The sequence below is a fragment of the Exiguobacterium algae genome, assembly GCF_018617875.1.
Lineage (GTDB): Bacteria > Bacillota > Bacilli > Exiguobacteriales > Exiguobacteriaceae > Exiguobacterium > Exiguobacterium algae.
Genome location: NZ_JACSKZ010000002.1, coordinates 324,750 through 348,256, shown reverse-complemented (window position 1 = coordinate 348,256; position 23,507 = coordinate 324,750). Strand labels below are relative to the sequence as shown.

22 protein-coding genes are annotated in these 23,507 nt (G+C 47.2%); 16 read left to right on the top strand and 6 right to left on the bottom strand.

Annotation, left to right across the window (positions count from 1 at the left end; all coding sequences use genetic code 11):
• The 4 genes from KNP03_RS06970 (at position 1) to nadE (ending at position 3,324) form a co-directional block, all read left to right on the top strand.
• A complete protein-coding gene (locus KNP03_RS06970; RefSeq protein ID WP_214827342.1) occupies positions 1–1,092 on the top strand; it encodes a virulence factor in 1,092 nt (363 codons plus the stop codon).
• Positions 1,093–1,336: 244 nt separating this feature from the next.
• Positions 1,337–1,531: a hypothetical protein gene (locus KNP03_RS06965; protein WP_214827340.1), complete on the top strand. Its 195-nt coding sequence runs from the start codon at positions 1,337–1,339 to the stop codon at positions 1,529–1,531.
• Between the two features lie 99 nt (positions 1,532–1,630).
• Positions 1,631–2,395, top strand: a complete 765-nt coding sequence (locus KNP03_RS06960) for a BsuPI-related putative proteinase inhibitor (protein ID WP_338082716.1) — start codon at positions 1,631–1,633, stop codon at positions 2,393–2,395.
• A 113-nt stretch (positions 2,396–2,508) separates the two neighbouring features.
• A complete protein-coding gene (gene nadE, locus KNP03_RS06955) occupies positions 2,509–3,324 on the top strand; it encodes an ammonia-dependent NAD(+) synthetase (RefSeq protein WP_214827337.1) in 816 nt (271 codons plus the stop codon).
• A gap of 38 nt (positions 3,325–3,362) precedes the next feature.
• On the opposite strand, the gene KNP03_RS06950 is transcribed toward nadE, so the two are convergent.
• The gene (locus KNP03_RS06950; protein WP_214827324.1) at positions 3,363–3,746 is read right to left on the bottom strand and encodes a disulfide bond formation protein B; all 384 of its coding nucleotides are present in this window, start codon (positions 3,744–3,746) and stop codon (positions 3,363–3,365) included.
• 109 nt (positions 3,747–3,855) lie between these two features.
• Between KNP03_RS06950 and KNP03_RS06945 the strand changes: the two genes are divergently transcribed.
• The 5 genes from KNP03_RS06945 (at position 3,856) to KNP03_RS06925 (ending at position 9,361) form a co-directional block, all read left to right on the top strand.
• Entirely contained in the window at positions 3,856–4,734 is an 879-nt protein-coding gene (locus tag KNP03_RS06945) for a LysR family transcriptional regulator (RefSeq protein WP_214827322.1), read from the top strand.
• Complete coding sequence (locus KNP03_RS06940; protein WP_214827319.1) at positions 4,731–5,852, top strand: N-acetyldiaminopimelate deacetylase; 1,122 nt, start codon at positions 4,731–4,733, stop codon at positions 5,850–5,852. Before KNP03_RS06945 ends, KNP03_RS06940 begins: the two co-directional genes overlap by 4 nt.
• Before the next feature lie 267 nt (positions 5,853–6,119).
• Positions 6,120–7,508: a cytochrome ubiquinol oxidase subunit I gene (locus KNP03_RS06935; protein ID WP_214827316.1), complete on the top strand. Its 1,389-nt coding sequence runs from the start codon at positions 6,120–6,122 to the stop codon at positions 7,506–7,508.
• Between the two features lie 14 nt (positions 7,509–7,522).
• Positions 7,523–8,554, top strand: a complete 1,032-nt coding sequence (locus KNP03_RS06930; protein ID WP_214827314.1) for a cytochrome d ubiquinol oxidase subunit II — start codon at positions 7,523–7,525, stop codon at positions 8,552–8,554.
• Between the two features lie 144 nt (positions 8,555–8,698).
• Positions 8,699–9,361: a potassium channel family protein gene (locus KNP03_RS06925; protein ID WP_214827305.1), complete on the top strand. Its 663-nt coding sequence runs from the start codon at positions 8,699–8,701 to the stop codon at positions 9,359–9,361.
• A 32-nt stretch (positions 9,362–9,393) separates the two neighbouring features.
• Here the strand turns inward: KNP03_RS06925 and KNP03_RS06920 are convergent, their stop codons facing one another.
• On the bottom strand, positions 9,394–10,170 hold the full coding sequence (locus KNP03_RS06920) for a Cof-type HAD-IIB family hydrolase (protein ID WP_240544498.1): 777 nt from the start codon (positions 10,168–10,170) through the stop codon (positions 9,394–9,396).
• A 212-nt stretch (positions 10,171–10,382) separates the two neighbouring features.
• On the opposite strand from KNP03_RS06920, the gene rnjA reads away from it, so the two are divergent.
• Both rnjA and KNP03_RS06910 read left to right on the top strand, forming a co-directional pair.
• Positions 10,383–12,050 (top strand): ribonuclease J1, encoded by a 1,668-nt coding sequence (rnjA, locus tag KNP03_RS06915; RefSeq protein ID WP_214827299.1) that lies wholly within the window; start codon positions 10,383–10,385, stop codon positions 12,048–12,050.
• A 63-nt stretch (positions 12,051–12,113) separates the two neighbouring features.
• Positions 12,114–13,574 carry a phospholipase D family protein gene (locus KNP03_RS06910; protein ID WP_214827284.1) on the top strand — a complete coding sequence of 487 codons (1,461 nt, stop codon included), beginning with the start codon at positions 12,114–12,116 and terminating at the stop codon, positions 13,572–13,574.
• Between the two features lie 39 nt (positions 13,575–13,613).
• On the opposite strand, the gene KNP03_RS06905 is transcribed toward KNP03_RS06910, so the two are convergent.
• Positions 13,614–15,239 carry an alpha/beta hydrolase gene (locus tag KNP03_RS06905; protein ID WP_214827281.1) on the bottom strand — a complete coding sequence of 542 codons (1,626 nt, stop codon included), beginning with the start codon at positions 15,237–15,239 and terminating at the stop codon, positions 13,614–13,616.
• Position 15,240: 1 nt separating this feature from the next.
• Positions 15,241–15,780, bottom strand: a complete 540-nt coding sequence (def, locus tag KNP03_RS06900; protein WP_214827278.1) for a peptide deformylase — start codon at positions 15,778–15,780, stop codon at positions 15,241–15,243.
• Positions 15,781–16,111: 331 nt separating this feature from the next.
• Here def and pdhA point away from each other — a divergent pair, with 331 nt between their 5' ends.
• The 4 genes from pdhA (at position 16,112) to lpdA (ending at position 20,963) form a co-directional block, all read left to right on the top strand.
• Complete coding sequence (gene pdhA / locus KNP03_RS06895) at positions 16,112–17,197, top strand: pyruvate dehydrogenase (acetyl-transferring) E1 component subunit alpha (protein WP_214827275.1); 1,086 nt, start codon at positions 16,112–16,114, stop codon at positions 17,195–17,197.
• A gap of 3 nt (positions 17,198–17,200) precedes the next feature.
• Positions 17,201–18,178, top strand: a complete 978-nt coding sequence (locus KNP03_RS06890; RefSeq protein WP_214827272.1) for an alpha-ketoacid dehydrogenase subunit beta — start codon at positions 17,201–17,203, stop codon at positions 18,176–18,178.
• Between the two features lie 78 nt (positions 18,179–18,256).
• Positions 18,257–19,546 carry a dihydrolipoamide acetyltransferase family protein gene (locus tag KNP03_RS06885; RefSeq protein ID WP_214827269.1) on the top strand — a complete coding sequence of 430 codons (1,290 nt, stop codon included), beginning with the start codon at positions 18,257–18,259 and terminating at the stop codon, positions 19,544–19,546.
• A 4-nt stretch (positions 19,547–19,550) separates the two neighbouring features.
• Positions 19,551–20,963 carry a dihydrolipoyl dehydrogenase gene (lpdA, locus tag KNP03_RS06880; RefSeq protein ID WP_214827267.1) on the top strand — a complete coding sequence of 471 codons (1,413 nt, stop codon included), beginning with the start codon at positions 19,551–19,553 and terminating at the stop codon, positions 20,961–20,963.
• A gap of 20 nt (positions 20,964–20,983) precedes the next feature.
• Here the strand turns inward: lpdA and aac(6') are convergent, their stop codons facing one another.
• On the bottom strand, positions 20,984–21,436 hold the full coding sequence (gene aac(6') / locus KNP03_RS06875; protein WP_214827265.1) for an aminoglycoside 6'-N-acetyltransferase: 453 nt from the start codon (positions 21,434–21,436) through the stop codon (positions 20,984–20,986).
• 76 nt (positions 21,437–21,512) lie between these two features.
• On the opposite strand from aac(6'), the gene KNP03_RS06870 reads away from it, so the two are divergent.
• Entirely contained in the window at positions 21,513–21,818 is a 306-nt protein-coding gene (locus KNP03_RS06870; RefSeq protein WP_214827263.1) for a DUF3055 domain-containing protein, read from the top strand.
• Positions 21,819–21,942: 124 nt separating this feature from the next.
• Here KNP03_RS06870 and KNP03_RS06865 read toward each other — a convergent pair whose 3' ends face one another.
• A complete protein-coding gene (locus KNP03_RS06865; RefSeq protein ID WP_276313810.1) occupies positions 21,943–23,424 on the bottom strand; it encodes an aminotransferase class I/II-fold pyridoxal phosphate-dependent enzyme in 1,482 nt (493 codons plus the stop codon).
• Between the last annotated feature and the right edge of the window lie 83 nt (positions 23,425–23,507).

Sequence of the window (23,507 nt, the reverse complement as noted above, 5' to 3'; positions counted from 1 at the left end):
ATGAAACTAGTCGCAATTGAACCGACACCAAGTCCAAATAACTTAAAAATTATTGTGGAGCCTGCTTTTGAAGGAAGAGGGGTCACGTACGACCAAGCCAGTACAGATGTCCCGGAAGTGATTCGGGACATCGTTGCGCTAAGAGGCGTAAAGTCTGTTTACGCCGTATCCGACTTCTTGGCGGTCGAGCGTCATCCGAAACATGATTGGCACGACGTGATGAATGATATTCGTCGCGCTTTCGGGGAAGTAGTTGAGGAAGTCGAGACGAAGAAGATGAATGCGGACTATGAACCGGTCCATGTATCTGTTCAGTTTGTACTGGACGTCCCGATGCAGATGAAACTCGTCAAAGGGGATGAGGAGAAACGGGTAGGATTGTCGAAACGCTTTGTCGACGCTGCGATGGAAGTTCAAGCCCAAGTTAAAAATGTCATTCAAGATCGCCGTTGGGTCGAACAAGCGCCTCGATATGGGGAGTTGGAGGAAGTAGGGACCGTCGCACAGGAAGAGCTTGAGGCAGCCTATCCGCCAGAACGGGTTGAACGAATCGTAGCCCGAGCATTTGGACGAGAAGCGGATTTCCAAGCAAACATCAATCATTTGCAGTCTGATGACTGGAAAGTGAGGCTGGCGTTTTTAGATGAACTCGAAATCAAGCATGAGAACATGAAGTATTTCCGTCGTGCATTAGAAGATAAAGTCATGGCAATCCGACGTCAAGCTGTTGTCATGATTGGCATGTTCGAAGAACGGCGTGAAGATTATGTTACGTATATCGAACAAGCGCTCGTGGACCCTTCTCCAATTGTAAGGAGAACCGCGGGGGACACCGTATCTGACTGGGCACTGCCACAATCACAGCCATCGATGATCGAAGCATTGAAAGACAAAAACAAACTTGTCCGTTGGCGTGCGGCACGCTTCCTGTTTGATTGTGGTGATGAACGCGCGGTGCCCGCTTTGACAGTAGCGGAAGAGGACCGGGAGTTTGAAGTCTCTCTTCAGGCCCGTCTGGCAAAAGAACGGATTACAAGTGGTGAGACTGCCTTAGGAACGGTCTGGCAACAAATTTCAAATCGCGCGAAGTAACATTCGTTCGACAATCGATTGTTTCACTTCATTTACAATAATAGGAATTGAGAGGAGTCTAGTAAGTAGATTTCCTCTCTTTTTGTTCATTTGATATGTACAATTCACCAACTGATTAACAATACATACCAATGTTTCGACAATGGGACAAACGTCATGACTCGACTGTCGAACGATGGGACGTTTTTCAGGGTTTAATCTTGGTACACTAGGCATATCACATATGAACAAAGGAGTTATACTTATGATGTTGTTTGCAGAAACACCGGAACTTGTTGCGTATAAAGAAATTGTTGGAGATCGAATGGTAGTCACTTTTGAATCGTCCCAAAGTGAAACGTTTTCGATTTCGGCTCAAGTTCGGTCGGACGTCGATGTCGCCGATTCGTTGTTCATGACTGGTTGGCAACAATATGTTCAAGAGGCCCAAGTTTCGTAAAAAAGGTAAATATTATATAGGAAATTATCACAAACGTCTGCACCTCGTATACACTAGTGCTATAGACGTTTTTTAATTTGGTTGAGGAGTGTGGGAAGTGTGAAAAAAACTTGGTTACTCACCATGATCACGGTATTCATATTAGTCATCACAGCGTGTGGGAAAGAGGAGGAGAAGCCGAGTCAAGTGAATGGAGACTCTTCGCAGCCGCCTGCTTTGTTAACGCTCGAATCGGATGTGTCTTACGATCCGGCTTCTAGTAAACTATCCGCGACGGTTTCGATGACAAACCCTAACGAAAATGCGGTTGATGTGACATTCAATTCTTCACAACGTTTTCAGTTGACTGTCATGCGTGATGGGGAGACAGTGTTTGATTACGGTAGCGACTATTTATTCACAGAAGCCCTCGTGGAAGAAACGTGGGAAGCGGGCACGACAAAAGTTTTTGATGAGGTATTTCCTTTAGAGTTGGAAGCGGGAGAATACACAGTTGAAATCGTTGGCCTTGGACAAGTGGAAGGTGCGCCTGAAATGGCTGTGACAAATCAGCATTCCCTTCAAGTTGAAGCGACATCGACTGAAGGGGACGAAGGGACAGCCCCGCAATCGGAAGGACCTTTCCAGGACGTGCGCATTCAATTAAACGAGCAGACGATTCAAGTAACCGGGTTCACGGATGAGCCTGAATTCGAATGGACCGTATCAGATGGTCATAATATTTACGCACAAGGTGCAGCGGAAGTAACAGGTGGTGGCTTCACATTTGGTGTGTTGTTAGATGAGGCGCCAACTGCTGACCAACAACTCTTTTTAGAACTAACACCGATTGGTGGAAGTGTGACTTCCTTCCGAATCCAATAATTTTGTGACGGGGACCCTGGTTCCCGTCTTTCTTTTTTTATCGTAAAGAGTTGACGGGTATTCCGGATTGTCAGACAATAAAGCAAACTGAGAGAGAATAGGGAGGACCTGGCATGCAACAGCATATTATTGAATCCACGCACGTCAAACCAGCAATCGATCCACAAGCAGAAATCCGCCTGCGCATTGACTTTTTAAAAGCATATGTGAAAAAAGCAGGAGCGAAAGGACTTGTACTCGGAATTTCCGGAGGACAAGATTCGAGTCTCGCCGGTCGACTTTGTCAATTGGCGGTAGAAGAACTACGAGCTGAAGAAGAAGGCGACTACACATTTTATGCCGTACGTCTTCCTTATGGAGAGCAGCATGATGAGCATGACGCACAGCTCGCCCTCAATTTTATTCGTCCGGACCAGTCGTACACGGTGAACATTAAACCGGCCGTCGACGCCTCTGCCGAAGCGTTCGAAAAAGCGACAGGACAAAAGCTAAGTGACTTCCATAAAGGGAATACGAAAGCGCGCGAACGAATGAAAGTACAATATGATCTCGCTGCCACGTTCGGCGCTCTTGTAGTCGGTACAGACCATGCCGCCGAGTATGTGACCGGTTTTTACACGAAACATGGTGACGGAGCGGCTGATCTCACGCCGCTGACCGGTCTCAATAAACGTCAAGGAAAAGCCTTGCTACATGAGCTCGAAGCGCACGAAAGTGTGATTTATAAAGTGCCGACAGCTGACTTGGAAGACGATCGTCCTGGTCTTCCAGACGAAGTGGCACTCGGGATGACATATGATCAATTAGACGACTACTTAGAAGGAAAGTCGGTTGACCCTGCCATCGCAGAACGCATCGAAACGATTTTCCAACGGTCACGTCATAAACACCATATGCCTGCATCCCTTTATGATGAGTGGTGGCAATAAAAAAGAGAAGTCGTCCTTTTACCGGACGACTTCTCTTTTTATTTCTTTGTGGGCATGAATTGAATGATCAGAATCAGTGTGAACGCGACGAAACTGAGCAATGGGATGGTGATGAATCCGAAATAGTTAATCCAGCGAATCAGACAGTCGTTCGTACAAAAAGCGTCACCGTTCGGAATACGCTCTAAGATGACATGATACAAGCTGATCAACCATCCTGCTCCTGCCATCAATCCGACAAAGAGACGATTGACGTTCCGTTCTGTCAATAAGACCGTCAAATAATAGATTGCCAGCGGATACATAAAGATTCGTTGGAACCAACATAGTTTACACGGAAGAAATAACATGACTTCCGAAAAATACAAACTACCCAATGTGGCGACCGTGGCGACAATAAAGGCGAAATGATGTCGTTGCATCCGAATTCCTCCTGAGACTCAAAAATATAGAACAAACATGATATGATACAGTGAAACAAATCCTTATTCAGTATACAAGCTTTTAATCGATAGAGAAACAGGTGACGTTATGCAAGTATCGGAAGTTGAAGTGTTGATTATCCTAGCGGAAGAATTAAACATGCGAAAAGCGGCAGAGCGTTTATTCGTCTCTCAGCCAGCCTTGAGTCAGCGACTCGTCACGATTGAGCATCAGTGGGGGAAAAAGATTTTTGTCCGCTCCACAAGGGGGTTGGCTTTGACACCGGCTGGGGAGAAGATCATCGAATTCGCTAAAAAAATGTATAGTGAAGAACAAGAACTGAGGGGTGAGCTCACGGCCAATCAAGGAGAGGTATATGGAACCTTGAAGATTGCTGTCGCCTCGATTATGGGGCAATACTGGCTTCCCGAAGTATTGAAGCGTTTTGTCGAACGTTATCCATCTGTCCGGGTCAAGTTGGTGACAGGCTGGTCGAGCGAGATGATGCGCTATATGCTCGAAGAAAACTTTCACATCGGAATTATCCGGGGGAATCCGGACTGGCGTGGTGAACGGATGAAGCTGTTCGCTGACTCGCTGCATCTTGTCGATTTGAAAATGACAAATCTCGAACAATTGAAAAATAATGAACGGTCATTTATTCAATTTAAAAGTGACTCTACCTATTACCAGGAAATTTTAGAGTGGTGGCAAGAGCGATTCTCAAGTCCACCACTCACCACACTCGTCGTCGATCAAATCGAAACATGTAAACAAATGGCGTTGCACGGGATTGGATTTGCGATCTTACCGGAGTCGACGATTCAAGATGTGAATGAGATGAACAAGATTCCATTGACTTCTTCGGATGGTGTACCGCTTGTGCGGGACACGTGGATGTTGTCGACAGAGTCGATGTTGGAATTGGCACAAGTGAGAGCGTTTTGGGAAATCGTTGAAGAAGTAACGAAGGAGAGTACATCATGAATTGGGCAATTGAAGCAAGAAGACAATTACATTTGATCCCTGAGCCAGGGTACGGCGAATATAAGACACAGGCATTATTGGAACAGTTAATCCGTTCTCTTGATTCTCCAAGAGTCCATATTTCTCATTGGAGGACCGGACTCTTCGTACGAGTAGATGGACTTGTCGGCGAAAAGACAATCGGGTATCGGGCAGACATGGACGGACTCCCGATATTGGAAGAAACCGGACTTGATTTTGCATCGATTCACGAAGGGATGATGCATGCATGTGGACATGATGTCCATATGGCGATCGCACTCGGATTGATTAAACGGGCGGTGGAAGTACCGTTCAATCATCACCTCGTCGTCTTCTTCCAACCGGCCGAAGAAGGTCCCGGAGGAGCTGAGCCGATGGCGATGTCCGAGTTATTTTATCACTTCCGCCCGGATGTGATGTTCGGCCTCCACGTCGCGCCGGAATATCCGGTCGGAACGATTGCTTCACGCCCTGGTGTCCTGTTCGCGAGTGCACGGGAGCTTCATATCACCATTCATGGAAAAGGTGGACACGGTGCATTTCCTCATGCGGGAATCGATGCGATTATCGTGCAGGCGGCATTGATCATGCAACTTCAAACGATCGTGTCCCGGAATATTGATCCGATGGGAAGCGCCGTTATTAGCATTGGCAAGGTGTCGGCGGGCACGAAGGAGAATATCATCGCTGAGAAAGCAAAGCTCGATGGGACGATTCGTGCGCTATCTGATAAAGAGATGGTTGTGTTAGAAAGTCGTATTCGTCAAATCATTGCAGGTGTCGAGATGACTTACAACGTCCAAATCGACCTCGAGTTCGGCAACCGGTATCATGAGGTCGTAAACGACGAACGATACTTGTATCAGTTTGAGGAAGCTGTCGAAGAAATCGGATACTCGTATAAAACCTGTGTCCCGGCCATGACCGGTGAGGACTTCGGTTATATGCTGAAACAAGTGCCCGGGTTTATGGTATGGCTTGGTGTAAACGACATGGCTTCCGGACTTCATCAATCGACATTGAATCCGGACGAAGGGGCGATTGAAGTGGCAGTCGAGCTATTCGATCATTTCTTCCGAACGGTCATTATTCAATAACTTTTCAAGCGAACACTTTTGTGTTCGTTTTTTGTTTGGAACGTGTAATGTTGTGTCTCATCCGTGATAGAAAAGGGAAATAAAGATGTTGTAAAGAGACGAATTTGTGGCGATTGTGCAAATGTGAACATTTTGCGAACTCAAGCATTCAGACATTACATCGCAATATAAAATCATTATGATGTAAGTATCGAAGGGTATTCATCTGTGATGTGCGCTTCTTACATCGGTTCGAAGCGGTAGAGAGAGATAGGAGGTAATCAATAGATGTTTCAAGATCCTGTCCTGATGAGTCGAGCGTTAACGGCACTCACGTTAGGTTTCCATGTGATATTTGCCACACTCGGCGTCGGGGTTCCACTTTTGATTTTATTGGCAGAATTTTTAGGGATTCGTAAGAACGATCCAAAATATACGTTAATGGCTCGTCGTTGGTCGCGCGGGTATGTCGTGACTGTCGCAGTCGGTGTCGTCACGGGTACGGCCATCGGTTTACAGTTGTCACTTTTATGGCCGAATTTGATGCGGGTCGCCGGGCAGACGATTGCGTTACCGCTCTTTATGGAGACGTTCGCATTCTTCTTCGAAGCGATTTTCCTCGGTATTTACCTGTACACATGGGATCGCTTTAAAAACCCGTGGCACCATATGCTAGTTGGGATCCCGGTTGCGGTCGGTGCGTTGTTCTCGGGATTCTTTATTACGACGGTTAACAGTTTTATGAACCAACCGGTCGGGTTTGATATCATTGATGGCCGTTTGGCAAACGTGAGTCCGCTCGAAGCGATGTTCAGTCCTGCTATGCCGACGAAGATGGCTCACGTGTTGACGTCTGCCATTTTGACATCAGCCTTCATTCTGGCTGCGGTTGCGGCGGTCCAGTTATTACGTCGACAACGAAATCAATTGGACGACATGTCTGTTGATTACCACAAAAAAGGGTTACGTTTGACGATGACGGTCGCGCTCATTTTCGCGATTGCGACGGCATTGGTCGGTGACTTCTCAGGGAAATATTTGGCGCAGTATCAGCCGGATAAACTGGCGGCAGCTGAGTGGCACTTTGAATCTTCATCCGAGGCCGAACTCATTTTGGGTGGATGGCTAGAAGATGATGGTGAAGGTGGATATGAAGTGCGCGGGGCACTGAAGATCCCGTATGCGCTCTCGATTCTCGCCGGTGGCGTCCCGAATTACGAGGTCACGGGACTGGATGAGTTCGCGAAGGAAGACCAACCGCCTCTCTTTGTACATTATTTGTTTGACGCGATGGTCGGGATTGGCATGTTACTCGCCCTCATTTCGTTCTTGTTCGTCCTAGGGCGGTATTTAAAACGATTGAATCAGTTCAGTAAGCCGATGCTCATCGCAATTGCTGCAGGTGGCCCATTGGCAATGGGAGCAATCGAGTTCGGTTGGTTCTTTGCAGAGTTTGGTCGTCAGCCATGGGCGCTTTATGAATTGATGCGTACGAGCGAAGCGGCTACTACGTCGGCGAACGTCGGCTGGATGCTTGTCGCCTTTGCCATCCTCTATGCAGTGCTCGGAACAGTCACAGTCATCGTCTTGACTCGTTTGTTCAAAGACAATCCTGTTGGGAAAGAATTAAAACAATCGGAACATCGTGGTGAAGCGATGTTTGCGGATGAAGTGTGATCGGAGGATATGACATGCAAATTCAAGAACTAGGGATTGCCGTCCTCTGGACATTTTTGTACGGTTATCTCATTGTCGCATCGATTGACTTCGGTGCAGGTTTCTTCGCCTTTTATAGTCGCTACACGAAGCGGGATCAGATGGTGAACCGTCTGATTCAGCGTTACTTGTCACCGACATGGGAAGTGACCAATGTATTTTTCGTCTTCTTCTTTGTCGGCATTGTAGGATTCTTCCCGGACACGGCGTATTACTATGGGACGGCGTTGCTCGTTCCGGCATCCGTTGTCCTTATCTTACTTGCAATCCGTGGAAGTTTTTATGCGTTTGCTAACTACGGATCAAAAGAAAGTATGCTCTACATGTTTTTGTATGGGGCGACAGGTTTACTGATTCCGGCATCGATGTCAACCGTACTGACAGTCAGTCAAGGTGGTTTCATCAATGAGACGGACAGTGGGGTCCTCTTTAATGGGATGAAGTTGTTTACGAACTTTTACTCCTGGACGGTTGTCCTTCTCGCGATCGTGTCTGTCTTGTACATTAGTGCCATGTTCCTTCTGTTTTATGCAGACAAGGCGAAGGATTACAAGGCAGTCGAGCTCGTGCGGAAATGGGCACTTTTCTGGAGCGTACCAACCATTATTGCATCAGGACTCGTCTTCTTCGGGTTAAAATCACAGGCCGCTTGGCACTATGAGAGTATTCTGAATGGGAACTGGTGGTGGTTCGCGACGAGCTTTGTCTTCTTCGTGATTGCCGTCTCGTTCGTTTATATGAAACGAAACTACGGTATCGCCTTCCTGATGGTCATGGGACAATTCTTTATGGCGTGGTTCGGCTACGGGTATACACATCTCCCGTACATCCTGTACCCGTATATCGACATTAACGGAAGCGTCGTCAACGAAACGATGGCAATCGGATTGGTCATCGTCTTCATCCTCGGTCTTCTGTTACTCGTGCCTGCGCTCTATCTGTTACTTCGCTTGTTCCTGTTTGACAATGATTATGTTCGAGGGAAACGATCGAGCGGGAAAGCTTAAGACTGAATGTGAACCGATGTCGCACCATTTATGGGGCAGGCGGTTCACGGTCAGTCTTTTTTTATATAGTGTTTTGTAAGAGAATCAGGTAAACTGAACGAAGAATCAAGAAGAGAACATGTGTAGGAAAGGGATGTAGCATACATGACAGGAGAATTTGCAGTCATCGGTTTAGGTCGATTTGGCGGTTCGATTGTTCGTGAGTTATCGTCAAACGGATACGACGTCCTTGCAATCGATGCTGACGAAGAACGTGTCAATGAATTCATGGGATTGGCGACACACGCCGTCATTGCAGATACGACCGATGAAAATGTATTAAAGAGCCTAGGAATTCGTAACTTTGAACATGTCATCGTCGCCATCGGTGAAAATATCCAAGCGTCGATATTGACGACACTTATTTTAAAAGAACTCGGTGTTCAAATCATTACTGTAAAAGCGACGAACGATTACCATGAGAAGGTGTTGCGTCGCATTGGAGCGGATAACATCGTTCACCCGGAGCGGGACATGGGGGTCCGGATTGCGAACGGCTTGATGAGCCAAAGCATCCTGGACTATCTCGAATTGTCTAACGAACACTCGATTGTCGAGATTAAGGCGTCAGACAAACTGTCGAACAAGTCACTGATCGATTTAGATTTACGTGCGAAATACGGAGTGAACATCGTGGCGATTCGTCGGGATGACGATGTATTGATTTCACCACAAGCAGACGAGATGATTTTACCGGAAGACATTTTAATCATCATCGGAAAAGATACGGATTTGGATCGATTGGAACGAATGTTGCGTTCAAAATAAAAATGAGGAGCCAGTTGGCTCCTCATTTTTTGTTAGATCAATTTCATTGCTTTCAAGCCGTATTCGATTCCATCTTCGAGGATCGGTTTTGTAATGAAGTCAGCCACTGCTTTTGTTTCGCTACGGGCATTTCCCATCGCAATTCCTGTCCCGACATACTGTAGCATCGCCAAATCGTTTAAAGCATCTCCGAATGCATACGTATTCTCAAGCCGATAACCATTTGTCTCAATGAAATGTCGAATTCCGTCCGCCTTGCTCGCGCCGCGATTAATAACGTCCATCGCATGGGGATGCCAACGAATGAAATCGAACTCGCCGTACGCATCTACATAATGATGCTCATCTTCCGGAGTGCAGTATAGCAAGGTTTGATACACGTCTTCTGCAATATGGAAATTTGGTTCGAATGTTGGGACCGGAATCTCGAGTTCACTTAACGATTGTTCGACAACGGTATCGTGTTCTTTCGTCGCACCGCCACGGTGTTGACCGAGGTAGACGAGTGTGTGGTCGTGGGTCGAGGCTTGTGTCGTCAAACGGTTTAATGCATCTTTTGGCAATGTATTTTGATAGACAACTTCTCCTTTATGCACGACGATTTGTCCATTGTAGCAGACGAGACTGTCAATCCCGAGGCGTTCCGGGATATCGGACATCATGGCCGGTCCACGACCTGTCGCGATAAACGTTTCCACGCCGTTTTGCTGCAGGGTTTGAATCGCGGCGATGGTTGACGGAGGGATATAACTTCCTTCATGCAACAAGGTTCCGTCAATGTCGAAAAATACAACTTTTTGATCTTCCATTTGTTTCACCATTCTTTCTCTATGTCTAAAACAGGTTTCACTATCCACTAAAAGGATAACATGAAATGGAGAAACTACCACGAATCATACATCGATAGTGAAATGTGGTTGCCATATGAGCTATAATGAAAAAAGAATCTTACGGACATATATGGAGAATCACTTATGTTTCACATAGATGGAATTAATTAATTGGAGTAAGGAGAGATTAAATGAAGTTTGTTAAGAACCACCAAACAGCCGTGTTCGCATTAGGCGGACTGGGAGAAATCGGGAAAAACACATACGTCGTTCAATTCCAAGATGAAATCATTGTCATCGATGCAGGAATCATGTTCCCAGAGGATGACTTGCTTGGAATCGACTATGTGATTCCCGATTACTCGTATTTGATTAAAAACAAGGACAAAGTAAAAGGGGTATTCATCACACACGGTCACGAAGACCACATTGGCGGGATTCCGTTCTTGCTCAAGCAGGTCCAACTGCCAATCTACGCGACGAAGCTCGCACTGGGACTCATTAAAGTGAAGTTGGAAGAGCACGGACTATTGCGTGATGCTGAACTGCATGAAATTGACGAGGATTCGCTCGTGAAATTCCGTAAGACGAGTATTTCGTTCTTCCGGACAACGCACTCGATCCCGAACTCTCTTGGGGTAGTCGTCAAAACACCGCAAGGAAACATTGTCCATACCGGAGACTTTAAGTTCGATTTCACACCGGTTGGAGAACCGGCGGACCTTGCCAAAATGGCGGAAATCGGAAAAGAGGGTGTCCTTTGTCTCTTGTCTGACTCAACGAACGCTGAAGTAGAAGGGTTCACGATGAGTGAGAGTGTGGTCGGAGGCACAATCAGTGAAACGTTCCGAAAAGCAGACGGACGGATCATCTTTGCCACATTCGCCTCAAACATTTATCGACTTCAACAGGTCGTTGACGCGTGTGCCGAGACGGGTCGTCATCTCATGATTTTCGGTCGCTCGATGGAAAAAGTCATGACGATTGGTCAAGAGCTCGGTTTCATCAACGTGCCAAAAGGGATGATTATCGAACCGAATCAGATGCGCAACCATGACCCGAATGAGATCACGATTCTCTGTACGGGTTCACAAGGGGAACCGATGGCCGCACTCAGTCGCATTGCCAACGGAACACACCGTCAAGTGTCGATCATTCCGGGTGACACGGTCATCTTCTCTTCTTCACCGATTCCGGGGAATGCCATCTCGGTTGGGAAGACGATTGACCAGCTGTATAAAGCAGGGGCGGACGTTGTCTACGGGAAGTTGACGAACATCCATACTTCTGGACACGGATCGCAACAGGAGCAATTGCTCATGATCCGCTTGCTCAACCCGAAATTCTTTATGCCGATTCATGGAGAATATCGAATGTTGAAAAAACATGCTGAGCTCGCAGAGTCGGTCGGCATCCCGAAAGAGAACAGTTTTGTCATGGATAACGGGGAAGTATTGGCAGTGGATTCAGATTCAGCTGCCATCACCGGAAAAATCTCAGCCAATGCCGTATATATTGATGGGAATGGAATTGGTGATATTGGGAATATAGTATTAAGAGATCGGCGTATTCTTTCAGAGGATGGTCTCGTCGTTGTCGTTGTCAGTATCGATGGAAAGACGCGAAAACTCGTTTCAGGGCCGGACATCATCTCACGCGGTTTCGTTTACATGCGTGAATCCGGCAGTTTGATTCGTGACGGAGAACGCCTCCTGAAGAAGACGGTCGAACAAGGGTTGTCGAACAAACAGATGAAGTGGTCAGAATTGAAACAGTTGGTTTCAGATACACTTACGCCGTATTTAGCTCAAAAAACACGGAGACACCCAATGGTTCTTCCGATCATCATGGAAGTTTGAACAAACGGGCTGTAGGGGACTACAGCCCGTTTTTCGAACAAGTAGGATGGGAGAGATGGAAGTATGAAGGGGAATCAGAAAAAGAAAAAGAAGGGTTGGGTCAAATGGGGACTTGCCCTGTTCGCGTTACTTTTTTTGATCACACTGATTTATCACCAGGTGAAACCACTGCCTGAGGGGGTATCTCGTGAATCAGATGCGATTACGATTTCAGATGATCAAATTGACTTTATGTCTGACCTGACCTATACGGCTGACGGCGATCGTGTGGTGGAACAAGAGATATTTGATGAGGTCGAACGTGCGATTCGGGATGCGAAAGAATTTATCGTCATGGATTTTTTCCTGTTCAATCCCTATTCGAACGGAGATCGTGAATATCCTGAAATCACGAAACGACTTTCGACAGCCATAGTGGAGCAGATGGAAAAGTATCCGGACTTAAAAGTCGTCTTCATCACAGATGAAATCAACACGACGTATAAAGGGCACAAGTCCGAACACTTTGATTTACTCGAGGAAAAAGGGGTCGAAGTCGTTTATACCGATCTCGACGATTTACGTGACCCGAACTTGCTGTATTCGACACTTTACCGGATCGGATTCCAATGGTTCGGTCATAGTTATGACGGCTGGTTGCCAAATCCGATGGCTAAAACTGCCCCGGATATCAATATCCGTGCGTACTTAAGACTATTGAATATTAAAGCGAACCACCGGAAAGTGATGGTCACGGAAAACGAAGGATTTGTATTATCCGCTAACCCGCACGATGCAAGCGGGTATCACTCGAATGTCGGTGTACGACTAACTGGCCCGATCTTATCCGAAATCATTGAAGGGGAAGAGGCCGTCGCCGCATTTTCAGAAGGAGATTTAGACCGATTCCCGGACGAGGATCAACGTGAGGCATTCGGCCCGGAGGCGGACGGTGACATGGAAATACAATTTGTCACGGAATCAAAAATTCAAGATGCCGTCATTGAAGCAATGGATGGTGCGGAAGAAGGCGATGCTATTTGGCTTGGTATGTTTTATTTGGCAGACCGGAACATCATCCAAGCAATCGAAGATGCCGCTGGTCGCGGTGTGGACGTCCGAATCATCTTAGACCCGAATACGAATGCGTTCGGTCGACAAAAATCGGGTCTTCCGAACCTGCCTGTTACGGCTGAGTTGGATACGGTAGATGCGGAACATATCGAGATTCGCTGGTACGATGTCGGAAAAGAACAGTATCATTCGAAAATTCTTTACGTCGATGGGAAAGAAAAAACGGTCGTTTTAGGGTCGGGGAATTACACGACCCGAAACATGAACGACTACAACATCGAAGCGGACGTAGCAGTGAGGGGAACGACGGACACGGCATTCTTCGACGAGGTAGACGGTTATTTCAATCGTCTCTGGAACAATGAGGACGGGGTCTTCACAGTCGGGTATGATGAGATCCAAACGGATATACCACTCACGAAGTATTTGCTCTATTGGCTACAGAAGATCACCTGGACGATGACTTACTAACACGAAAGCCCGCCTTTAAAAAAGGCGGGCTTTTCAGCGTCATTGCGTTTCGACCGGGTTGAATTCATTCGAATATTCGTACAGGAATTTTCCGGTCTCTTTGAGTACATTACTTTTTCGATGCAAGGAGAAATGGTCGTAAGGAACCGTTTCTGTCAGAATATTGTTCGTATATTCTTCAAGTAATAAGGAACTCGACGGCTCGATCAGATTGAACTCGCCGCCATGCCCTGAAAACGATAGGACTTGGACCGAGCGTGGCCATGTTTCGAGTTTTGCCTGAAAAGCTTTCAAACCGTCCGAACTCGGAGACAGGTCTCGGATTGCCGGGCTCCCTGTATTGATTCCGAAATTGCTGGCTGAAAGACCGAAGTTAGCGAGTCTTGTGCCGGCGAATGGGCTATCAAACGAGACGAACTTATCGATGAGATATTGATCCTGATTGAGGATGTAGTTCGCAGCAGCGACACCGCCCATACTGTGTCCGAGAATATACATCCGTTCAAACGATTTGTTCCGCTCTTTTTTATACGTTTCAATCGCTTTATTCAACCACTTCGTCTGATTGTTCAATGAGGCCTCTGCGTCTTCAAACTCGACGCGGACAATCGGTCGATTCGAGCTGAAATCGTGAACCTCGCAGTCAGCCTTTCCTTTGTCCGTGATCGTACATAGACCGCCGTCTGTTGCTAAGCTGTTTTGCTCCATAACTTGTGTGAACCGTAAAAATGTCCGATCGGTTCCGAGTAGTCCGTGGACGGCGAAGGTCGGAATAAATTCATCCGTCTGGGAGGCTTGTCTGATCGCATCCATTTTTCTCTCGGTCGTCAATTCCTTATAGGCAGTGACGACGATCAAGGAAAGGGAGAGGGTGACAATCAGTAAGCCGAGTAACCGGGAACGGATGGATGTGATGCGGGGATTCCCGATGTTCCGTCTGTAGCGCCGCCACACGAAATAGGCAAATACGATTGCTGCAACGGCGATAATGCCTGTAATGATCCATGCCTTCACGTTCGGGACATGGGCGACAAGTGTCAGGTTGTTTTGTCTGCCACCATACACTTGCCATTCGACATGTTGCATGGAGCGGACGTCGAGCCCGGTGCCGTCTTCCACGAACACGCCTGTTGGGACATTCAAGTTAAACTGAATGTCCGCTTGACGGACGTATCGCTCTGCCAGTTTTTTCGCGTTCCCGCTTAATTTGACGCCAGGTACATTGATTTGCTCGAGACGAAGGTCGAGATTGGTTTGAAGTTCATAGGAATCAAACCAAATCCCGTCTTTCTTCTCGATGTCAAATTGAAGATCGGGCGGGACGAGGATTCCTGCCGGACCGGTCTTCCATTCTTCTTTAATATTTTGAAGCTCTTCTACATTTTGAAATGTCTTCTTCAGGACCATGCCTTCGTAGTCATCGTTACTTGCATAGTCTTCCGTTGCGTAACCGTTCGCTTCAGCTTGTTGTTTCCACGTGTCCCAATCAAGACGAAGGTTTAACAGCTTCATGACCGGATGATCACGAAATGCGTACGTCGTCTCGAGGGTGACGGACTGGTCATAGTGCACGGTCGCGTCATAGTTGATGCGGACACATCCCCCGATTAAAAGAAATAAAAATGGGAATAGTAACAACAGTGCCCTTTTTCTCGAGCGTTTCATGTTAAATCGGTTCGCCGTAAGTCTCTAACGGGTTCGTCGTATTGATGCGATCATAGAACAGAATCCCGTCGAGATGGTCGAGTTCATGTTGACAGACAATCGCTCGCATCCCACGAAGTCTTAACTTGATCGGCTTGCCGTCACGGTCGAATCCTTCGAGTGTGATTCGTCGGAAGCGCGGCACGTTCCCTTTCACGACGCGATCGACGGAAAGGCAGCCTTCACCGCCGTTCAAGTACGTCATTTCGACGGAGTGGCTCGTGATTTTAGGGTTGAAAATCGAAAGCTTGAACGTCTCTTCTTCTTCGGGTAACAGAACGGAGAAGAAACGACGATTCACACCTAATTGAGGGGCTGCGATGCCAACACCGCCGCGCAGCTCGTATTTTTCGCTTATTTCAGGGTCCTGGCTATTGACGAGAAATGTCTCCATTTCGTCGAGTAAGGCAAGGTCCTCCTCTGTAGGTGGGATTGGTACTTCAATTGAGTGTGCCCGGAGTCGTTCGTCTCCTTCACGAATCACGTCTTTCATCGTTAACATACACAACTTCCTTTCTAAAAAACGATTATGAATCATTATATCATATTTAAACAGGAAAGAAGTCTGATGGTACAGAAAGTGAAATGCAATTGATACAGCGATGAAACAAGAATGTAAGTGTTGGAATGTAAGCGTTTTAATTTAGTAAGCATATTTTTTGCGTTATTATAACAACCCGTTTTATACTGACAAAGAAACGGCAGGATAAAATAACTTTCCTGAATCACGTTAATACAGATTGCTTTTTTGGACAGATACACGTAAGATTTGAGGTAGTGTTTGATCACAAAAAAGACAATTGTCTCATAGTTGAAAGGATGAGGTGAAACGAATGAACAACGTTCAGGTACTTCAAAACGTGGAAGAAAACTTCCAAACGTTCCGTATTCTCGACGAGAAGGGTGAGGTCGTCAACCAAGACGCAATGCCTGACTTAACGGACGAGCAACTTCAGGAACTCATGCGCCGCATGGTCTATACTCGAATTTGGGACCAACGCGCCATCTCACTTAACCGTCAAGGTCGCTTAGGATTCTATGCGCCAGTGGCAGGTCAAGAAGCGACAATGATCGGGACGCAATACGCGCTCGACAAAAAAGACTGGATCCTTCCAGGATACCGTGATATCCCACAACTCGTGTTCCACGGACTTCCGCTTTATCAAGCGTTCTTATTCTCACGTGGTCACATGGCAGGAAACCGTATTCCTGAAGATGTCAACGTATTGATGCCACAAATCATCATCGGTGCACAAATCATTCAAACTGCGGGTGTGGCAATGGGCCTCAAACGCAACGGCAACACAAACGTCGCCATTACTTACACGGGTGACGGCGGATCGTCACAAGGTGACTTCTACGAAGGTTTAAACTTTGCGGGTGCATTCAAATCGCCAGCTATCTTCGTCGTCCAAAACAACCGTTTCGCTATTTCGACTCCAGTTGAGAAGCAAACAGCAGCTAAAACGATCGCGCAAAAAGCTGTTGCAGCCGGAATCAACGGAATCCAAGTAGATGGAATGGACGTTCTTGCGGTGCTTGCGGCAACACAACAAGCTCGTAAAGACGCACTTGATGGAACACCAACACTCATCGAGTCACTCACATACCGTTACGGACCACACACACTCGCAGGGGATGACCCAACGCGTTACCGTACGAAGGAACTCGATACAGAGTACCAAGAAAAAGATCCACTCGTTCGTTTCCGTCTCTTCCTCGAGAACAAGAAACTCTGGAACGAAGACATGGAAAACGAAGTCATCGAGCAAGCGAAAGCTGATGTTAAAGAAGCAATCGGTCTCGCTGACAAAGAACCAAAACAAAAAGTTTCGGACTTCATCAACCACATGTTCGAAGAACTTCCTTCAAACTTGAAAGAACAGCTTGAAGAATATACTGCAAAGGAGTCGAAGTAAGTTATGGCTCAAATGACAATGATCCAAGCGATTACTGATGCGATGCGCGTTGAAATGAAACGCGACGAAAAAGTTCTTCTCTTCGGGGAAGACGTTGGTAAAAACGGTGGGGTCTTCCGTGCGACGGAAGGTCTCCAAGACGAGTTCGGCGAAGACCGTGTATTCGATACGCCGCTTGCTGAGTCAGGTATCGGTGGTCTTGCAATCGGTCTCGGACTTACTGGCTTCCGTCCAATCATGGAAGTTCAGTTCTTCGGATTCGTATTCGAAGTGTTCGACTCAGTGGCAGCTCAAATGGCACGTATGCGTTACCGTTCTGGCGGTGCTTACAGCCAACCGGTAACAATCCGTTCACCATTCGGTGGTGGAGTAAAAACACCTGAGCTTCACGCAGACAGCCTCGAAGGTTTGATGGCACAGACTCCAGGTCTTAAAGTCGTTATTCCATCGACTCCGTATGATGCTAAAGGTCTCTTGATCGCGTCAATCCGTGACAACGATCCAGTCGTATTCCTTGAGCACATGAAGTTATACCGTTCATTCCGTGGCGAAGTACCTGAAGGTGAGTACACGATCGAGCTTGGTAAAGCAGACGTGAAACGCGAAGGTACAGACGTTTCAATCATCACATACGGTGCGATGGTTCATACGTCACTTAAAGCAGCGGAAGAACTTGAAAAAGAAAACATCAACGTTGAAGTCATCGACCTCATGACAGTGAGCCCACTTGATATCGACACAATCGTTGAATCTGTTAAGAAAACAGGTCGTGCGATCGTCGTTCAAGAAGCACAACGTCAAGCAGGTATCGCGGCAAACGTTGTAACTGAAATTCAAGAGCGCGCAATTCTTCACCTCGAAGCTCCAGTACTTCGAGTAACTGCACCAGACACAGTCTTCGCATTCGCACAAGGTGAAGATGTATGGTTACCAGACCATAAAGATGTCGTTGCAAAAGTTAAGGAAGTTGTGAACTTCTAAGATCGTGTCGAATAGACGATGAGGGAGATTGGTCTCCCTTGTCGTGTTTACATGATGAATTGATGGGAGGAAAAACCAGTGGCAGTATTTGAATTTAAATTACCAGACATCGGTGAAGGAATTCACGAAGGTGAGATCGTCAAGTGGTTCGTAAAAGCAGGGGACACTGTCAAAGAGGACGACGTTCTTTTGGAAGTACAAAACGACAAAGCAGTCGTTGAAATCCCGGCTCCAGTCGACGGTACAGTCAAAGAAGTCAAAGTATCTGAAGGAACAGTTGCTGTAGTCGGCGATGTTCTCGTTACATTTGATATCGAAGGGGATGCACCAGCAGGTGAAGAAGAGACACCTGAGCAACCTAAATCAGAAGAGAAGACTGAAGACGTGAAAGAAGATGTGAAAGAAGACGCGCCACGCGACGTTCAACTTCACAAATCAGAACGCGTCATCGCAATGCCTTCTGTTCGTAAATATGCACGTGAAAAAGGTGTCGACATCCGTGAAGTGAGCGGTTCTGGCGACAACGGACGTGTATTGAAAGAAGATATCGATGCATTCGCGAACGGTGAAGCACCGTCTGCAGAAGCTACGACAGAGAAAACAGATTCTGTAGCACCAGCAGCTGCTGAGAAAACGGAAATCAAGCCTTACGAGTCAGCGACTCCGGAACTTGAAACACGTGAGAAAATCCGTGGAATCCGTAAAGCCATCTCGAAAGCAATGGTTAACTCGAAACACACTGCACCGCACGTTACACTTATGGACGAAGTCGACGTTACAAAACTCGTCGCACTCCGCAAAGACTTCAAACAAGTCGCGGCTGACCAAGGCGTGAAACTCACGTACTTGCCATTCGTCGTAAAAGCATTGACTGCTGCAGCGAAAGCATTCCCAACAATCAACGCTTCAATCGATGACGTGAACGAAGAGATCGTTTACAAAAACTACTACAACATCGGGATCGCAGCTGACACGGACAACGGACTCGTTGTACCAGTCGTAAAAGATGCAGACCGTAAATCAATCTACGCACTTGCTACAAACATTAACGAACTTGCAGGTAAAGCTCGTGAAGGCAAGCTCGCTGGGGAAGACATGAAAGGCGGATCGATCACAATCACAAACATCGGTTCAGCTGGTGGACAATGGTTCACTCCTGTCATCAACCACCCGGAAGTTGCGATTCTCGGTATCGGCCGTATCGCTGAGAAAGCTGTCGTGAAAAACGGTGAAATCGTTGCCGCGCCAGTACTTGCACTCTCATTCAGCTTTGACCACCGCCTCATCGACGGTGCGACTGCACAAAACGCTCTTAACATGGTGAAACGCTTGCTCGAAGACCCAGCACTTCTAATGATGGAGGGATAAGAACATGGTAGTAGGAGAATTCGCACAAGAAACTGATTTGCTTGTCATCGGTGCCGGTCCTGGTGGATACGTTGCCGCAATCCGTGGCGCACAGCTCGGAATGAAAGTAACAATCGTTGAGAAAGGCAACTTCGGTGGTGTTTGCTTGAACGTCGGCTGTATCCCATCGAAAGCGTTGATCACAGCGGGACACAACTTCCAACACGCAAAAGGACACGATTCAATGGGAATCACGTCTGACAACGTGTCAGTGGACTTCACAAAAGTTCAAGACTGGAAACAGTCAGTTGTTAACAAATTGACTGGCGGTGTCAAAGGTCTCCTTAAAGGAAACAAAATTGAGATCGTTCAAGGTGAAGCTTTCTTCGCTTCTGAAGACACAGTGCGTGTCATCACAGAAGACAGCTCGACTCCTTATAAATTCAAAAAAGCGATCATCGCGACTGGTTCTACTCCAATCGAGATCCCATCGTTCAAATGGTCTAAACGTGTCCTTTCTTCAACTGGCGCATTGAACCTTCCTGAAGTACCGAAGAAACTCGTCGTCATCGGCGGCGGATACATCGGTATGGAGCTTGGTACTGCATACGCGAACTTCGATACAGAAGTCGTCGTTGTAGAAGGCGCGAGCGACATCTTGTCTGGTTTCGAACCACAAATGACGCAAATCGTTAAGAAGAAGCTCAAACAAAAAGGGAACGTCACAATCCACACGAACGCACTTGCTAAAGGTGTCGAAGAAACGGAAGATGGCGTAACAGTTAAGTTTGAAGTGAATGGTGAAGAGCAATCTGTTGAAGCGGACTATGTCCTCGTCACAGTTGGTCGTCGTCCGAACACTGCTGACATCGGTCTTGAGAACGCGGAAGTGAAAATCAGCGACCGTGGCATCATCGAAATCGATGACCAGTGTAAGACATCGAACGAAAACATCTACGCAATCGGTGATATCGTTCCTGGACCACCACTTGCACACAAAGCTTCTTACGAAGCGAAAATCGCAGCAGAAGCAGCTGCAGGTAAGCCTGCTTACCTCGACTACTCTGCAATCCCTGCAGTCGTCTTCACAGACCCTGAACTCGCAACTGTCGGGTACACTGAGCCACTCGCAAAAGAAGAAGGACTCGAAATCACAGTTTCGAAATTCCCATTCGCAGCGAACGGTCGTGCCCTTGCACTTGACGAGCCAGACGGCTTCATGAAGCTCATCACGCGTAAAGCAGACGGTCTTTTGATCGGTGCACAAATCGCGGGTACTGGCGCATCAGACATGATTGCAGAGCTTGGCCTTGCAATCGAAGCTGGTATGACGGCTGAAGATATCGCACTTACAATCCACGCTCACCCATCACTCGGTGAGATGGCAATGGAAGCTGCTGAAATCGCAATGGGTATGCCAATCCACGTCGTTAAATAAGAACGCCAATAAAACCTCTCTCACGTTTCGTGGGAGAGGTTTTTAATGTAGGTGACAACGCGCTCGACTTCCTTAAATCCGGATTTCTTGTGGAACTGCTGACTGATGAAATTTTCGAGCTCCGTATCCGAAGCAAGCTGTATGCACCCTTTTGACACGGCAAAAGCGGACGCATGTTCGACGAGCTGTGTCGCAATGCGTTGATGGCGAGCCGTTTTGACGACATAAAGTCCTTCTAAATATGCGGTAGGAGAAGAGAGCGAGCCGGGGACATAGTCGTATCGGAAACTTAACTGGCAGAAGCCGAGCGGTTTCCTGGTCTGATCGATTGCGATGAAATAATGCATATTTCCAGAACGCAAACCGAGCCGGACTTCTTGCGTGAGTTCATCTGCAGAAGCGTGGGGCCAGAGCTCTTGCATAAGCTGCACGAGCCGTTTCAGATCCGCTTCGTTCGCTTTCAGGATTCTCATGAACTTTGCCTCCTTATGTTTCGTACGTCTAGTATAAAGGAAAATAACTACTGAAGTGAGAAAGGAGGGAATTCTAATGGCATTCGATGAGGAGTTACTCTATACAGTCTCCGAAACGAGTCGTGTACGGTTCAGTGGGATTGAGACCGAAGCAGCCCGTTATGATTTTGGATTTGTTTACACGCATCAATTCATGGGCAAAGTCCTTGTTGTTTGTATGCAAACCGGTCAATCAGCCCTGTTGGACGGGCATGCGTTAGAAGAACCACGTCAACTCTATCCGATGCTCGGAATCGATTTGAAAGACACAGAACATGTTGCCGAATTTTTGCGACTTTGTATAGAAGAGGGTACAGTGGAAAAAGAAGAAATTGAAGAATAACCCCTTGCAAAAATGTAAGCGTTTTCTTATAATGGGACACAGGGGAAGCAATTCGATCATACACAGCCACCTTTTCTGTGATGATAGTAAAAGAGCCGGTCGTCATGACCGGCTCTTTTTTTATTTAACGGATCGCTTTCGTTTGTTGAATCACTTTGATCATTTGCAAGGATTCATCTTCAAGTCCCTGAACAGGTAGGCCTGCCTCGATATTCGCCATGATGTAGTTCAACGTCGAAGTCGTGATCAGCTCGCCTGGGATGATGATTGGAATTCCCGGCGGGTACACCATGATGAACTCGGCAGAAATACGACCGACCGCATTTTCTAACGGAATCGTCTCCGTCTCTTCATAGAAAGCATCACGAGGACTGAGCGCGAGTGGCGGAATTTCAGGCAACATGATCGAGAGTGAATCGTTTCCTGACTGATTATAGACAGACACCACGTCACGCATCGCATCGATCAAGGCTTGGATTGTCGATTCATCGTCAGCTGACGTCACGATGAACAAGACATTCAGCAAGTCTGACATTTCCACTTCAATCCGGTGGTTTTCACGCAAATATTTCTCTACTTCAAAACCGGTCACTCCGAGTTCACGGACGGACACGAGGACTTTTGTTTCGTCGAGTGCGTACGTTGATTCTGAGTGAAGTTCGGCATGACCGTATACAGAAAGGTTTGGCATGTTTCCGATTGCCGTGCGGGCCGTTCTTGCAAGATACAACGCACGTTCGTTCATCGCTTCCCCTTTTGTCGCCAACTGGCGGCGAGCCGCGTCCAATGAAGCGAGGAGAAGGTAAGATGTCGACGTTGTAGTAATCATTGAAAGCATTGCGTGAATGCGTTCAGGTGAAACGAGGCCACGTCGTACGTTCAAGATTGAGCTGCCGGTCATTGAACCGCCAAGCTTATGAACGCTCGTCGCGGCGACATCTGCCCCTGCCTGCATCGCTGATAGCGGCAATTCGTCGTGGAATGGTAAATGTACCCCGTGTGCCTCATCGACGAGTACAGGCACGTCCTGGGCGTGGGCGACCGCGACGATTCGTTCTAAGTCACCAGCTACCCCGAAGTAGGTCGGGTTGATGACGAGGACAGCTTTCGTGTCGGGATGCAGTTCCAATGCCCGTTCAACCGCGCTTGCCGTAATCCCGTGTGCGATACCATACGTCTCATCGAACTCCGGATGGATGAAGACCGGGTGCGCGCCCGTTAGAACAAGGGCGGACATGACGGATTTATGGACGTTTCGTGGAACGATAATTTTTTCGTTCGGTCCGACGACTCCCATAATCATCGCCATGATGGCACTCGATGTACCCTGCACGGAGAAAAAGGTTTCGTCAGCACGGAACGCCTCTGCCGCTAAGCGTTCCGCTTCAGCGATGGCCGCTTTCGGATGATGAAGGTCATCAAGCGGCGCAATGTTAATCAAGTCAATTTTCAGAGCGTTCTCGCCAATAAAATCACGAAACTCCGGGTCCATTCCTTTTCCGCTCTTATGTCCTGGAATATGGAATGCAATCGGGTTTGTGTCAACGTGTGACAGCAACGTATCAAATAATGGCGTTTCGAGCTGAGTAGCACCTTTCAATTTCAATCGTAAGTCCCCCTTGGAATCAGTTTATCTATTCTTATAAAAACATCAATTTTCACTGTTCGAAAAAAATGAAGCAACAAAAA